We start from the raw sequence: 12384 nt of genomic DNA, 5'->3' as shown, positions 1-12384 counted from the left end.
TGAAACGCGGCAGAAATTTGCCTTATAATCTACCTATGACGGATGCTCATGAGAGCGGCTGAATGTGAACAGGAGATTCAGAATGATTAAACGTGTACTGGCTATTTCGCTGGTGAGCTTTACGCTGGCAGGCTGCGTGAATGACAACAGCCTGTCCGGCGATGTATATACCGCCTCTGAAGCCAAGCAGGTTCAGAACGTCACCTACGGTACGGTGGTGCATGTGCGTCCGGTTCAGATTCAGGGCGGCAGTGACGAAAACGTAATTGGCGCACTCGGCGGCGCGGTGCTGGGTGGTTTCCTCGGTAACACCGTCGGCGGTGGCACCGGGCGTTCACTGGCTACCGCAGCGGGCGCGATTGCCGGCGGCGTGGCGGGTCAGGGCGTGCAGGGGTCTATGAATAAATCCCAGGGCGTAGAGCTTGAGATCCGTAAAGATGACGGCAACACCATTATGGTGGTGCAGAAACAGGGTAAAACCCAGTTTGCAGCCGGTCAGCGCGTCGTGATGGCGAACAACGGCAGCCAGGTTACCGTGTCTCCTCGCTAACGGCGCAGGAGATAAAAAAGCCTCACCCGATGGTGAGGCTTTTTTTTAGCTGCGGCCCTGCAGCGAGATGATGTTCTGCTCCAGGCGCGACACCAGATTTACCAGCGCGTCCAGCTCCTCCGCACTGATGCCCGACAGGATCTCCCCCCGGGTTTTGCGGATCACATCCTCCATCTCCTCAATGATCGGCTCCGCTTTTTCAGTCAGCTTGATGCGCTTCGCCCGGCGGTCATTGGCGCAGGTGTGACGGGAAATCAGCCCCTTCTCTTCCAGCTGATCGAGCGTGCGCACCAGCGAGGGCTGTTCAATGCCAATCGCTTTTGCCAGCTGAATTTGCGACTGGTCAGGCGGCAGCTGATGGATATTGTGCAGCGTCACCCAGTGCGTCTGGGTCAGCTCCAGAGGCTTGAGGCGATGGTCAATCAGAGCACGCCAGATGCGCACCAAGCGGGCTAAATCGGATCCCAGTGGCGATTCCAATTTCATCTCCTTATAATTAGCTTGCTAAGTTATTGTGCTGATTTTAGACTACGCTGCAGTGCGTAAATCAGCAAACATTTGTCTTACTTTTGCTGGCGTTATGCAAAAAGATATAATTTCATAATACAACAGGTCCCGGGAAACGGCAGTCTCTCTCCCCTATTAAAGGATGATCTTAGGTGAAATTTACGTTTTGCTTACCAGGATTTCCGCTTCAGGACCTGGTTTTTGGCGCGTCGGTCTATTTTCCACCGCTGTTTAAAGCCGTGTTCATCGGTTTTTTCATCTGGCTGGTGGTTCATCGCGCCCTGCGCGGCTGGCTCTATTCCGGCGACGTCTGGCATCCCACGCTGATGGACCTGTCGCTGTTTTCCCTTTCTGTCTGCCTCGGCGTGCTGGTGCTGGTGATATAGATGAAAACCCTGAAATATTTCTCCACGCTGCTGGTGGTGGCCCTCGCGCTGACGGCGGGCTGGCTGGTGTGGACCTATTACATGCAGTCGCCCTGGACACGCGATGGCAAGGTGCGGGCGGAACAGGTGAGCATTACGCCGCAGGTGTCCGGCACTGTCCGCATGCTTAACGTCGTCGATAACCAGCACGTCAAGGCCGGCGAGGTGCTGTTCACGTTGGATAAAACCCCGTATGAGATTGCGGTACTGAACGCCGACGCCCAGCTGGCGCGCAGTGAAGCGGATCTGGCAGAGGCTCGCAGTGAAGCGGCCCGGCGTCAGCATCTGCCGCACAACTACATTTCCGCTGAGGATCTTGAGTCCGCCAACATGACCGTCAAACAGAAGCTGGCCGAGCGCGACGTTGCCCGGGCGACGCTGAAACAGGCTCAGTGGCAGCTCGCGCAGACCACGGTGACCGCGCCGGTGGACGGCTGGGTGACGAACCTCACAACGCGCCCCGGCAACTACGCGACCCAGGGCCAGCCGGTGTTTGCCCTGATCGACAGCCGGTCGTTTTACGTGGTGGGCTATTTCGAAGAGACCAAGCTACGCCATATCCGCATCGGCGATCGCGCCAGGGTGGAGTTGTACAGCGGCGATATCCCGCTGAGCGGCCGCGTGTCCAGTATCGGACGCGCCATCTACGATCAGAGCGTGGAGAGCGACAGCGGGCTGGTGCCGGATATCAAACCCAACGTGCCCTGGGTGCGGCTGGCCCAGCGTGTGCCGGTGCGTATCGCGCTGGACCGCGTGCCGGACGGCGTGACGCTGGTCTCGGGCACCACCTGTACCCTCTCGCTGTCGCGCTGATCCCGCCATGACGATGAAATGGCTGGAGTGGCAACACTCGCCCTGGGGCAAAGCCACCGCCGTCCAGTGGCGTTACGCCCTGCGCAACGCCATCGCCATGTGTCTGGCGCTTACCCTCGCCTACGCCCTTACGCTGGATGAACCTTACTGGGCAATGACCTCGGCCGCGGTGGTAAGCTTTCCCACCGTCGGCGGCGTGGTGAGTAAGAGTCTCGGGCGCATCGCCGGCAGCCTGCTTGGGGCCAGCGCGTCGCTGATCATCGCTGGCCATACCCTCAACGACCCGTGGCTGTTCACCCTGGCAATGGCGGCCTGGCTCGGGCTGTGCACCTGGGCGGCGAGTCATTTTCAGAATAACGCCGCCTATGCCTTCCAGCTTGCGGGGTATACCGCTGCCATCATCGCCTTCAGCCTGATCATAACCGTGGAGATCGTCGAGCTGTGGGATCTGGCGCAGGCGCGGGTCTGCGAGGTGATCATCGGTATCCTCTGCGGCGGGTTTATGATGATGGTGCTGCCCGGCAGCGCAGACGGCAATGCGTTTATCACCGCGCTGAAAAACATGCATGGCCGCCTGCTGGAGCACGCCAGCCTGCTGTGGCAGCCGGACAGCAACGAGGCCATCCGCAGCGCACACGAAACGGTGATCGGCCAGATCCTCACCCTTAACCTGCTGCGTATTCAGGCGTTCTGGAGTCATTACCGCTTTCGCCGGCAAAACAACCTGCTGAACTACCTGCTTCACCAGCAGCTGCGGCTCACCAGTATGATCTCCAGCCAGCGGCGCATGCTGGTTAACTGGCCCCATCCCCCCGCCCGCCTGTGGCCGGTGCTGCAGCAGCTTCTCACTCTGCTTGCCGATCCGCGCGCCGACAAGCTCAGCGTGGCACGCCTGCTGGTGCAGATTACCCCCGACAGCACGGCAGATTACCGCCAGCGCGCCTTCTTCGAGCGGCTGCGCGCCTTCTGTTGGATCTACCTCAATAACCGCCGCTGGCTGCGCGACGTGGAAAGCGCCACGCCGGTGTCGCGCTTTACGCCGCCGAAAACCGCCGCGCTGGCGCGTCATACCGATAACATCGAAGCGCTGTGGAGCGGGTTGCGCACCTTTTGCGTTATCACCTTTACCGGGGCCTGGTGTATCACCACCCAGTGGGATGCCGGCAGCAGTGCCCTGTCGCTGGCGGCGATCAGCTGCGTGCTTTACTCCTCCTCGCCCGCGCCGTTCCGCTCCTTTACCCTGCTGATGCGCACGCTACTGCTGCTGACGCTGTTCAGCTTCGGAATAAAGTTCGGCCTGATGGTGCAGATTAGCGCGCTGTGGCAGTTCCTGATGTTCCTCCTGCCGCTGCTCGTCACCATGCAGCTGATGAAGCTGCAGCAGCCGAAGCTGGCCGGGCTGTGGGGCCAGCTAATCGTGTTTATGGGTTCGTTTATTGCGGTGACCAATCCACCAACCTTCGATTTTGCTGATTTCCTCAATGACGATCTGGCGAAAATCGTTGGGGTGGGCGTCTCATGGCTGGCTTTTGCTGTGCTGCGTCCGGGGTCGGATACCCGCAAAGGCCGACGTCATATCCGGGCCATCCGGCGCGGATTTATCGATCAGCTCAGCCGCAGGCCACAGCACAGTGAAGGAGAGTTTGAATCACGGGTGTATCACCACATCAGTCAGCTGAGCGGGAGTAAAGAGGACGCCGCGCGGCGCTGGCTGCTGCGCTGGGGCGTGGTGCTACTGAACTGCTCTCACGTGGTGTGGCAACTGCGCGACTGGGAAACCCGCTCCGATCCGCTTGCACAGGTGCGGGATGTCGCCGTTTCGCTATTGAGTGAGGTGATGAGCGAGCGTGGGGTGCACCAGCGCACGCTGAGCGCGACGCTTGCCGAACTGCACCGCATCAGTGAGGTGCTGGCGCAACATCATCAGCCTGCAGCTCAGGATCTGGCGGCGTTAATCTGGCGGCTCTACTGTTCGCTGTCGCAGCTGGAGCAGGCTCCCCCGCCGGGCAGCCTGCTTGCCACTACCGGCGTTACTTAATGACGCCGCAGGCGTAGCGCTCACCGCCGCCGCCAAGGGGTTTCGGATGATCGGCCATGTTATCCCCGCCGACGTGAACCATCAGTGCCCGATTTTTCACTTCATCAATCTTCTTGATGCGCGGGGCGACCACCGGATCGGTGGCGATGCCGTCATAGTTCACCGTCAGCACCGGCAGATCGCCGAGATGGCCGTCGCCTTCCGGCCCCAGATGTTTACCGGTGTTGTGAGGATCGAAATGGCCCCCGGCTGCTTCCGCCGCCGTGGCTTTGCCCGCTTTTATCGCCGGCTGGCAGGTGCCATTGGTGTGAATATGGAACCCGTGCTCGCCGGGCGGCAGGGCTTTGAGGTCGGGCGCAAACTCCAGCCCCTTATCGGTTTCGGTGATTTTTACCGTGCCGACCGACGGGCCAATGCCCTGGTCGGTGACAAGATTCAACTCCACATCCTGACTGGCGGCATGCGCAGTGGCGCAGGCACACAGTGTCAACATAGCCAGACTCAAACGCTTCATGTTGCCTCCTTCGGGTTCGAATTCGCTTTAAGTCTATACCAGACGCGCGATTGTCACCGGGAAGGAGGCCATTTTCAGCCTTATGGAACGTCGTAGCCCAGCGCCGCCTTGCGAATGCGGAACCACTGCTGGCGCGTGAGGGTCAGCGACAGCACCGCTACCGCGCTCTGCACGCGTTCGATTTTCCCGGAGCCGATAATCGGCAGCGGACGCGACGGCAGCATCATGATCCAGGCGTACACCACCTGCTCAATGCTCTGCGCCCCGATCTCCTGCGCCACCGTCTGCAGCTCGTCGCGCAGCGCCCGGAAAGACTCATCATTGAACAGACGCCCGCCGCCGAGGCATGACCATGCCATCGGACGAATGCGCAACTGCTGGAGCTGATCCAGCGTGCCGTCGAGCAGCAGCGGCTGGTGCACCGGGGAGATCTCTACCTGGTTAGTCGCCAGGGTGAACGGCAGGCGCGACTGCAGCAGCGCAAACTGCGCCGGCGTGAAGTTGGATACGCCGAAGTGGCGCACTTTTCCGCTCTGGTGCAGCGTCGTGAACGCCTCAGCCACCTCATCGGCATCCATCAGCGGGTCCGGGCGGTGGATCAGCAGCAGATCGAGGTAGTCGGTGGCGAGATGTTTCAGCGAGGCATCAGCGCTGGAAAGAATATGGTCGCGGGTGGTGATGTAGTGCCCGAGCTGATGCGCGGGATTTGCGGTAGTGGCAATGCCGCATTTGGTGACGATCTCCATGCGGCTGCGCAGGTGCGGGGCCAGGCGCAGCGCCTCGCCAAACGCCGCCTCGCACTGGTAGCCACCATAGATATCTGCGTGATCGACCGTGGTGATACCGAGATCGAGATGCTGCTCAATAAACGTCGCCAGCTCCCGGGCGGACATCTTCCAGTCCATCAGCCGCCAGTAGCCCATCACCAGACGCGAAAATTCCGGTCCCTGCGGGGCCAGGGTTATGCGCTCAACCATAAACAGATCCTTAGTAAAGTAGAAAAATGGCAGTGAGTATAAAAGGAATGCGCGGCTAAAACAGTGAGGGCTGCTGCTCTTCATCGGGCGGCTGGTTTTTTCCGGCACGCAGCTTGCGCAGCAGACGCTGGCGGCACAGGCGCAGCACCTCCTGCTTCTGGGTATCGCTCAGGCTCTGCCAGTTAAAGCGCTCATCGCGGCTGCGCATGCACCCTTTGCAGAAGCCGCGCTCATCGACCTGGCAGATGCCCCGGCAGGGACTCTGAATTGGGAAAAACTCAAGTTGTTCAGCCACGCCGTCTCCTGGTTAACACCCCTGCTACAATTGAAGCCTCTCCGGCGGCAGGATGCAAGCCTGCCCTGATAAGCATGAGAGGCTTGCACTAGACCGTTCGGTCTAGTAGTCTGTGCGGCATGAACAGAGATACTGAACACGATACCCGCGAACACCTCCTTGCCACCGGCGAGCGGCTCTGCCTGCATCGCGGCTTTACCGGCATGGGGCTCAGCGAACTGCTGAAAACCGCCGAGGTGCCGAAGGGATCGTTCTACCACTATTTTCGCTCGAAAGAGGCCTTCGGTGCCTGCATGCTGGAGCGACACTACACCTGCTACCTGGCAACGCTGCGCCAGCACTTTACGCAAAGCCCCGGTACGCAGCGTGATCGCCTGCTGAGCTGGTATGAGCAGAATCTGCAGCAGTTCCGCCAGTGCGGCATGATCAGTGGCTGCCTGACGGTAAAACTCTCTGCCGAAGTGTGCGATCTTTCCGAAGATATGCGCATCGCCCTTGACCAGGGCGCAGCGCAAATCATCGCCCTGCTGGCAGAATCCATTGAGCAGGGCGTAGCAGAGAAGAGTCTTACTGCCGTGGACGACCCTCGCGCGCTGGCGCAGGCGCTGTATGCCTTGTGGCTGGGCGGTAATCTGCAGGCGAAGATCTCGCGCAGCGCCACGCCGCTGGAGAGTACGCTACGCTACATGCAGTCTTTATTAGCGGTGCCTGCCTGACAGGCACTTATTTTTACTCATTTACTAGACGACCGGTCTACTCAGGAGTCATGATGTCCCAGGAAAAACTGTTTACCTCGCTTAAAGTGGGTGCGATTGAAGCCCCGAACCGCGTATTTATGGCCCCGCTGACGCGTCTGCGCAGCATCGAGCCGGGTGATATCCCCACCCCGCTGATGACCGAATACTACCGCCAGCGCGCCAGCTCTGGTCTGATTATCAGCGAAGCCACCCAGATCTCTTTCCAGGCGAAAGGTTACGCCGGCGCGCCAGGCCTGCACACTGCCGAGCAGATTGCCGCCTGGAAAAACATCACCGCTGCCGTGCATCAGGAAGGCGGTCGCATCGCCGTTCAGCTCTGGCACACGGGCCGTATTTCCCACAGCAGCATCCAGCCGGGCCAGCAGGCACCGGTCGCGCCGTCGGCCATTAACGCCGGAACCCGCACCTCGCTGCGCGATGAGAACGGCAACGCCATTCGCGTCGACACCACTACCCCGCGCGCGCTGGAAACCAGCGAAATTCCGGGGATCGTGAATGATTTCCGTCAGGCGGTGGGCAACGCCCGCGATGCCGGCTTCGACATGGTTGAGCTGCACGGCGCGCACGGCTACTTGCTGCACCAGTTCCTCTCCCCGACTTCCAACCAGCGTACCGACCAGTACGGCGGCAGCGTTGAAAACCGCGCTCGCCTGGTGCTGGAAGTGATTGACGCCGTGTGTGAAGAGTGGAGCGCCGATCGCATCGGTATCCGCGTGTCGCCGATCGGTACTTTCCAGAACGTCGATAACGGCCCGAATGAAGAAGCCGATGCGCTGTACCTGATTGAAGAGCTGAACAAGCGTGGCATCGCCTATCTGCACATGTCCGAGCCGGACTGGGCGGGCGGTGAATCCTACACCGAGGCGTTCCGCGAGAAAGTGCGCGCGCGTTTCGACGGTGTGATCATCGGTGCGGGAGCTTATACCCCGGAGAAAGCCGAAGCGCTGATTGAAAAAGGGCTGATCGATGCCGTGGCGTTTGGTCGCGACTACATCGCCAACCCGGATCTGGTAGAGCGCCTGCATAAAAAAGCGGAACTCAACCCGCAGCGTCCGGAATCCTTCTACGGCGGCGGCGCAGAAGGCTACATCGACTACCCGACCCTGTGATCCTGCATTGATAGCGGCGGCGATCCGCCGCTATACTAAAACAGTGTTTCTTAAAAACACCTGAAAAAATAACTCACTATCCCCTGCCCGCATAACACGACGTTAGCTGTCGCGGCACTGGTCACGGCAGCGGGCGGGATTACACCAAGAGGAAATTATGCGCTTACTTCACACCATGTTACGTGTCGGCGACCTGCAGCGTTCTATCGAGTTTTACACCAACGTGCTGGGCATGAAACTGCTGCGTACCAGTGAAAACACAGAGTACAAATACTCTCTGGCCTTCGTGGGTTACGGCCCGGAAAGCGAAGAAGCGGTAATTGAGCTGACCTATAACTGGGGCGTGGACAGCTATGAGCTGGGCAATGCTTACGGTCACATCGCGCTGGAAGTCGATAACGCCGTGGAAGCCTGCGAGCGCATCCGTCAGAACGGCGGCAACGTCACCCGTGAAGCGGGTCCGGTGAAAGGCGGTACCACCGTCATCGCGTTCGTGGAAGATCCAGATGGTTACAAAATTGAGCTGATCGAGGCGAAAGACGCCGGTAAAGGTCTCGGCAATTAATCTCCGACGGGCGCAATCGCGCCCGTATTACTGCATCCCTTCCTGAAATTTGCCATAATGCGCGCTGCTTTTTTTTGACTCCAAGAGACGCTTAATGTCAGACACTGCTCAACTTACCGGTCTCTGTGACCGTTTCCGTGGCTTTTATCCCGTTGTGATTGACGTGGAAACCGCCGGATTCAATGCCAGAACGGACGCGCTGCTGGAAATTGCTGCCGTCACGCTGAAAATGGACGAGCAAGGCTGGCTGAGCATTGACGAGAAACACCATTTTCACGTCGAGCCGTTCGAGGGCGCGGTCCTGCAACCGGAAGCGCTGGCGTTCAACGGCATCGATCCGCACAACCCGCTGCGCGGTGCAGTCAGCGAATATGATGCCCTGCACGCTATCTTCAAAGCGGTACGCAAAGGTATGAAGGACAGCGGCTGTAACCGGGCGATCATGGTGGCGCACAATGCCACGTTCGATCACAGCTTTATGATGGCCGCCGCCGAGCGCGCCTCGCTGAAACGTAACCCGTTCCATCCGTTCGTCACCTTCGACACCGCCGCCCTGAGCGGTCTGGCGCTGGGTCAGACGGTGCTGGCGAAAGCCTGTATCGCGGCGGGCATTCCGTTCGACAGCGCTCAGGCGCATTCGGCGCTGTACGATACCGAGCAGACTGCCCTGCTGTTCTGCGAAATCGTCAACCGCTGGAAGCGTCTCGGCGGCTGGCCGCTGGCGCCGCTGGCGGAACCGGAAGCATAAAAAAAGGCGACCCGCGGGTCGCCTTTTTTTTACCTGACGCTTATTCTGCGTCTGGCTCTGCGGACTGGTACTTCGCCGCGGTCTCTTTGATCAGCGGCTGCAGTTCGCCACGCTGATACATTTCGATGATGATATCGCAGCCGCCAACCAGCTCGCCGTCAACCCACAGCTGCGGGAAGGTCGGCCAGTTCGCGTATTTCGGCAGCTCGGCGCGGATGTCCGGGTTCTGCAGAATGTCCACGTAGGCGAAGCGCTCGCCGCAGGCGGAAAGCGCCTGTACGGCCTGGGCAGAGAAGCCGCAGCTCGGCAGTTTCGGGGAACCTTTCATGTACAGCAGGATCGGGTTCTCAGTAATCTGGCGCTGAATTTTTTCGATGGTGTCGCTCATTGTCTCACTTCCTCAAGCTTGATACGGCAATAGCCTGTTATTGTAGCGGCTACCCGTCGCCCCGGAAAACAGCATTTTGCAGGCCGCGATTCACGGAACGGATACGCCGTCGTTAAACATACCTGAAGAATAACATTTTTCTTGCCGATGCCCCACGAAATCTCGTTGCGCCTGCGCAGGCAACATATTGTGCGACACACCGCGTATCAGACGAAATGGCTATTAACTTTCCCGCTTTTTTTCGATTAGAATCGTCTGGTTTTGCACTAGTATAGTGCTCGCATTGTTGCCTGCATCTAAAGAGGGACTAGCCAGTGGCGCGTATTAAGACCATCTCAGTCACGCTCTGTGCTGTATTACTGACAACATTTTCCTTTGTCGCAACGCCGCTGGCGGTGGCGTCCGAGCACGCGCGTCCGGCGAAGGTACAAAAAACCAGTACCGCGACCAACGCGAAAGCGAAAAAGAAATCCACCCCGGCGAAAAAGCGCATCGAAAAAAGTAAAAAAAGCCCCACCGCACTCAAGAAACGTAGCACCTCGCCAAAAACAGCTTCTCGCACCACCCGCACCGTTTCTCGTGTCGCCAGCACCACTTCCGCCGCCTGCCGCAAAAGCCGTAACGCCAGCGCCTGTCTGAAATCACGCAGGACTAAAGGGCTCACCATCGCCGATGCGCACAAGCTGCGGGTGCAGAAAGCGCAGAAAACCGCGATGTCGAAGCTGATCCAGCAGATTGGCAAACCTTATCGCTGGGGCGGCACCTCGCCGCGTACCGGTTTCGACTGCAGCGGCCTGGTGTGGTATGCCTATAAAGATCTGGTGAAGTTCCGCATTCCGCGCACCGCCAACGAAATGTACCACCTGCGCGATGCCGCCGCAGTGGATCGTGGCGCGCTTGAAACCGGCGATCTGGTGTTCTTCCGCACCCAGGGTCGCGGCACCGCCGATCACGTCGGCGTTTACATGGGCAACGGCAAATTTATTCAGTCCCCGAGCAGCGGCCAGGGCATTCAGATCACCAGTCTGAGCGAAGACTACTGGAAGCGCCACTACGTGGGCGCGCGCCGGGTGATGACTCCGAAAACCATTCGCTGAAGCGAGCGGATATAAAAAAAGGAGAAGGTTATCCCTTCTCCTTTTTTATTGCCTGCGCGTGATGCGCAACGCGTTATTCAGCCGCGCACGCCTGCGCCTGGGGTTTACGCGAGGCGATCAGCACCAGCAGCAGACCCGCTGCGGCGATCGCGGCACCCATCACAGGCACCACGCTGTAGCTCAGGCCTGCGGAGATCACCGCCCCGCCCGCTGCCGCGCCCAGCGCATTACCGAGGTTGAACGCCCCGATATTCACCGAGGATGACAGCCCCGGTGCTTCGCTGGCGACGCGCATCACACGCATCTGCAGCGGCGGCACCACCGCAAAAGTAGCCGCGCCCCACACCACCATGCTGATGGCTGCGCCAGGCTCGGTGCGTGCCAGCCACGGAATAGCGGCCATAATCACGATCAGCAACAACAGAAACCCTTTCAGCGTGCCGTTGACCGAACGGTCAGCCAGCTTGCCGCCGAGGAAGTTACCGATGGAGAAGCCCACGCCAATCAGCACCAGCATGCCGGTAATAAATGCCGGAGTGGCGGCGGTAACGTCATGCAGCACCGGGGCAATATAGGTGTAGAGCGTGAACATGGCGCCGGCACCCAGTACCGTGGTCAGCAGCGCACTCAGCACCTGCGGACGCAGCAGTACCGACAGCTCTTTACGCACGTCAGGCCGCTCGCCGGCACTGCCCTTCGGCAGCGACAGCCAGAGGCTCAGCATGGCGATAACGCCCAGCCCGGCGGTGGCGAGGAACGACATGCGCCAGCCGATGGTGGCACCCAGCCAGGTCGCGGCCGGAACGCCACCGATATTGGCGATGGTCAGCCCCATAAACATGGTTGCTACCGCGCTGGCCTGTTTGTGCTTCGGCACCACGCTTGCCGCCACCACGGAACCCAGCCCGAAGAACGCGCCGTGGTTGAGGCTGGTGAGAATGCGCGACAGCATCAGCGTCGTGTAGTCCGGGGCGATGGCAGACAGCACATTGCCGAGAGTGAAGATAGCCATCAGGAAGATCAGGGCATTGCGGCGTGCGCGATGCGACAGCAGCAGCGTCATCAGCGGTGCGCCAATCATCACCCCAACCGCATAGGCGCTAATCAGCATCCCGGCGGCGGGAATGGAGACGTTAACCCCGTCGGCGATAACCGGCAGCAGCCCCATCGGTGAGAATTCTGTGGTACCAATCCCAAAAGCGCCGATAGCCAGGGCAAGCAGCGGAAAGTTGATTTTCATAGCATTTTTACTCCGGGCCAGACGCCGTGTAATCCGGTCTGGCCGTTACCGCCGGAGCGGTGATCATTCAGGGAGCGAAAGAATGACAGTTTGTAAACAAAAACAGAAGTGACAAAACATGCTAAAGACTATTGCTGAATTGTTAATTATCGGAGGGTAAAACGGGAGGAGGGTCACACTGTTGTTGCGCAAACGGGAGAGAAGCGGCTTCCCTCCCGTTTCAGGGGCGATTTTTTAGTGCAGAATGGCGGTCAGCGCGCCGAAAACGATCAAACCCAGCGTGATAACGGTCGTCAGCAGTGAAAATTTCAGATCTTTGTTCATTTTTTGGCTCCAGAATATCCCTGTAAAAAGCAGGTC

16 protein-coding genes are annotated in these 12384 nt (G+C 59.3%); 9 read left to right on the top strand and 7 right to left on the bottom strand.

All coding sequences use genetic code 11. From position 1 onward, the window contains the following. The first annotated feature begins 82 nt into the window (after positions 1–82). A complete protein-coding gene (slyB, locus tag KFZ77_RS08420) occupies positions 83–550 on the top strand; it encodes an outer membrane lipoprotein SlyB (protein ID WP_031522484.1) in 468 nt (155 codons plus the stop codon). Between the two features lie 45 nt (positions 551–595). Here slyB and slyA read toward each other — a convergent pair whose 3' ends face one another. Next, positions 596–1036, bottom strand: coding sequence for a transcriptional regulator SlyA (slyA, locus tag KFZ77_RS08415; RefSeq protein WP_031522482.1), 441 nt, complete (start codon positions 1034–1036; stop codon positions 596–598). A 173-nt stretch (positions 1037–1209) separates the two neighbouring features. On the opposite strand from slyA, the gene KFZ77_RS08410 reads away from it, so the two are divergent. The 3 genes from KFZ77_RS08410 to KFZ77_RS08400 are packed head-to-tail and all read left to right on the top strand — an operon-like array spanning position 1210 to position 4333. Then, positions 1210–1443, top strand: a complete 234-nt coding sequence (locus KFZ77_RS08410; RefSeq protein ID WP_031522481.1) for a DUF1656 domain-containing protein — start codon at positions 1210–1212, stop codon at positions 1441–1443. Further along, a complete protein-coding gene (locus KFZ77_RS08405) occupies positions 1444–2295 on the top strand; it encodes an efflux RND transporter periplasmic adaptor subunit (RefSeq protein ID WP_264385971.1) in 852 nt (283 codons plus the stop codon). A 7-nt stretch (positions 2296–2302) separates the two neighbouring features. After that, positions 2303–4333, top strand: coding sequence for an FUSC family protein (locus KFZ77_RS08400; protein WP_264385970.1), 2031 nt, complete (start codon positions 2303–2305; stop codon positions 4331–4333). Here KFZ77_RS08400 and sodC read toward each other — a convergent pair. The 3 genes from sodC to KFZ77_RS08385 form a co-directional block, all read right to left on the bottom strand. Beyond that, positions 4326–4847: a superoxide dismutase [Cu-Zn] SodC gene (gene sodC, locus KFZ77_RS08395; protein ID WP_264385969.1), complete on the bottom strand. Its 522-nt coding sequence runs from the start codon at positions 4845–4847 to the stop codon at positions 4326–4328. The two genes, KFZ77_RS08400 and sodC, sit on opposite strands and share 8 nt — an antisense overlap. 80 nt (positions 4848–4927) lie before the next feature. After that, a complete protein-coding gene (locus tag KFZ77_RS08390) occupies positions 4928–5824 on the bottom strand; it encodes an aldo/keto reductase (protein WP_264385968.1) in 897 nt (298 codons plus the stop codon). A gap of 55 nt (positions 5825–5879) precedes the next feature. After that, positions 5880–6119, bottom strand: coding sequence for a DUF1289 domain-containing protein (locus tag KFZ77_RS08385; RefSeq protein ID WP_031522473.1), 240 nt, complete (start codon positions 6117–6119; stop codon positions 5880–5882). A 119-nt stretch (positions 6120–6238) separates the two neighbouring features. Between KFZ77_RS08385 and KFZ77_RS08380 the strand changes: the two genes are divergently transcribed. The 4 genes from KFZ77_RS08380 to rnt all read left to right on the top strand — a co-directional run bounded on the left by KFZ77_RS08380 (position 6239) and on the right by rnt (position 9299). After that, the gene (locus KFZ77_RS08380) at positions 6239–6835 is read left to right on the top strand and encodes a TetR/AcrR family transcriptional regulator (RefSeq protein ID WP_031522471.1); all 597 of its coding nucleotides are present in this window, start codon (positions 6239–6241) and stop codon (positions 6833–6835) included. Between the two features lie 53 nt (positions 6836–6888). Continuing rightward, a complete protein-coding gene (gene nemA / locus KFZ77_RS08375) occupies positions 6889–7986 on the top strand; it encodes an alkene reductase (protein ID WP_264385967.1) in 1098 nt (365 codons plus the stop codon). Between the two features lie 157 nt (positions 7987–8143). Further along, a complete protein-coding gene (gene gloA / locus KFZ77_RS08370; protein ID WP_031522468.1) occupies positions 8144–8551 on the top strand; it encodes a lactoylglutathione lyase in 408 nt (135 codons plus the stop codon). Positions 8552–8645: 94 nt separating this feature from the next. Continuing rightward, positions 8646–9299: a ribonuclease T gene (rnt, locus tag KFZ77_RS08365; protein WP_264385966.1), complete on the top strand. Its 654-nt coding sequence runs from the start codon at positions 8646–8648 to the stop codon at positions 9297–9299. Positions 9300–9339: 40 nt separating this feature from the next. On the opposite strand, the gene KFZ77_RS08360 is transcribed toward rnt, so the two are convergent. After that, the gene (locus KFZ77_RS08360) at positions 9340–9687 is read right to left on the bottom strand and encodes a Grx4 family monothiol glutaredoxin (RefSeq protein WP_031522464.1); all 348 of its coding nucleotides are present in this window, start codon (positions 9685–9687) and stop codon (positions 9340–9342) included. 314 nt (positions 9688–10001) lie between these two features. Here KFZ77_RS08360 and KFZ77_RS08355 point away from each other — a divergent pair, with 314 nt between their 5' ends. Next, positions 10002–10784 (top strand): C40 family peptidase, encoded by a 783-nt coding sequence (locus KFZ77_RS08355; RefSeq protein WP_264385965.1) that lies wholly within the window; start codon positions 10002–10004, stop codon positions 10782–10784. Positions 10785–10857: 73 nt separating this feature from the next. Here the strand turns inward: KFZ77_RS08355 and KFZ77_RS08350 are convergent, their stop codons facing one another. Together KFZ77_RS08350 and cydH are read right to left on the bottom strand one after the other, a co-directional pair. Further along, a complete protein-coding gene (locus KFZ77_RS08350; protein WP_264385964.1) occupies positions 10858–12024 on the bottom strand; it encodes an MFS transporter in 1167 nt (388 codons plus the stop codon). A 234-nt stretch (positions 12025–12258) separates the two neighbouring features. Next, positions 12259–12348, bottom strand: coding sequence for a cytochrome bd-I oxidase subunit CydH (cydH, locus tag KFZ77_RS08345; RefSeq protein WP_035891304.1), 90 nt, complete (start codon positions 12346–12348; stop codon positions 12259–12261). Positions 12349–12384: the final 36 nt, after the last annotated feature.

Origin of the sequence: Siccibacter colletis (assembly GCF_025914095.1) — a bacterium.
Taxonomy (GTDB): domain Bacteria; phylum Pseudomonadota; class Gammaproteobacteria; order Enterobacterales; family Enterobacteriaceae; genus Siccibacter; species Siccibacter colletis.
The sequence above is the reverse complement of the archived record's forward strand: the minus strand, read 5'-3'. Positions and strand labels throughout refer to the sequence as shown.

What these genes read in the sequence shown, in the direction of transcription:
- slyB (WP_031522484.1), top strand. Translation starts at nt 83, where the DNA reads ATGATTAAACGTGTACTGGCTATTTCGCTGGTGAGCTTTACGCTGGCA.
- slyA (WP_031522482.1), bottom strand. Translation starts at nt 1,036, where the DNA reads ATGAAATTGGAATCGCCACTGGGATCCGATTTAGCCCGCTTGGTGCGC.
- KFZ77_RS08405 (WP_264385971.1), top strand. Translation starts at nt 1,444, where the DNA reads ATGAAAACCCTGAAATATTTCTCCACGCTGCTGGTGGTGGCCCTCGCG.
- KFZ77_RS08400 (WP_264385970.1), top strand. Translation starts at nt 2,303, where the DNA reads ATGACGATGAAATGGCTGGAGTGGCAACACTCGCCCTGGGGCAAAGCC.
- sodC (WP_264385969.1), bottom strand. Translation starts at nt 4,847, where the DNA reads ATGAAGCGTTTGAGTCTGGCTATGTTGACACTGTGTGCCTGCGCCACT.
- KFZ77_RS08390 (WP_264385968.1), bottom strand. Translation starts at nt 5,824, where the DNA reads ATGGTTGAGCGCATAACCCTGGCCCCGCAGGGACCGGAATTTTCGCGT.
- KFZ77_RS08380 (WP_031522471.1), top strand. Translation starts at nt 6,239, where the DNA reads ATGAACAGAGATACTGAACACGATACCCGCGAACACCTCCTTGCCACC.
- nemA (WP_264385967.1), top strand. Translation starts at nt 6,889, where the DNA reads ATGTCCCAGGAAAAACTGTTTACCTCGCTTAAAGTGGGTGCGATTGAA.
- gloA (WP_031522468.1), top strand. Translation starts at nt 8,144, where the DNA reads ATGCGCTTACTTCACACCATGTTACGTGTCGGCGACCTGCAGCGTTCT.
- rnt (WP_264385966.1), top strand. Translation starts at nt 8,646, where the DNA reads ATGTCAGACACTGCTCAACTTACCGGTCTCTGTGACCGTTTCCGTGGC.
- KFZ77_RS08360 (WP_031522464.1), bottom strand. Translation starts at nt 9,687, where the DNA reads ATGAGCGACACCATCGAAAAAATTCAGCGCCAGATTACTGAGAACCCG.
- KFZ77_RS08350 (WP_264385964.1), bottom strand. Translation starts at nt 12,024, where the DNA reads ATGAAAATCAACTTTCCGCTGCTTGCCCTGGCTATCGGCGCTTTTGGG.
- cydH (WP_035891304.1), bottom strand. Translation starts at nt 12,348, where the DNA reads ATGAACAAAGATCTGAAATTTTCACTGCTGACGACCGTTATCACGCTG.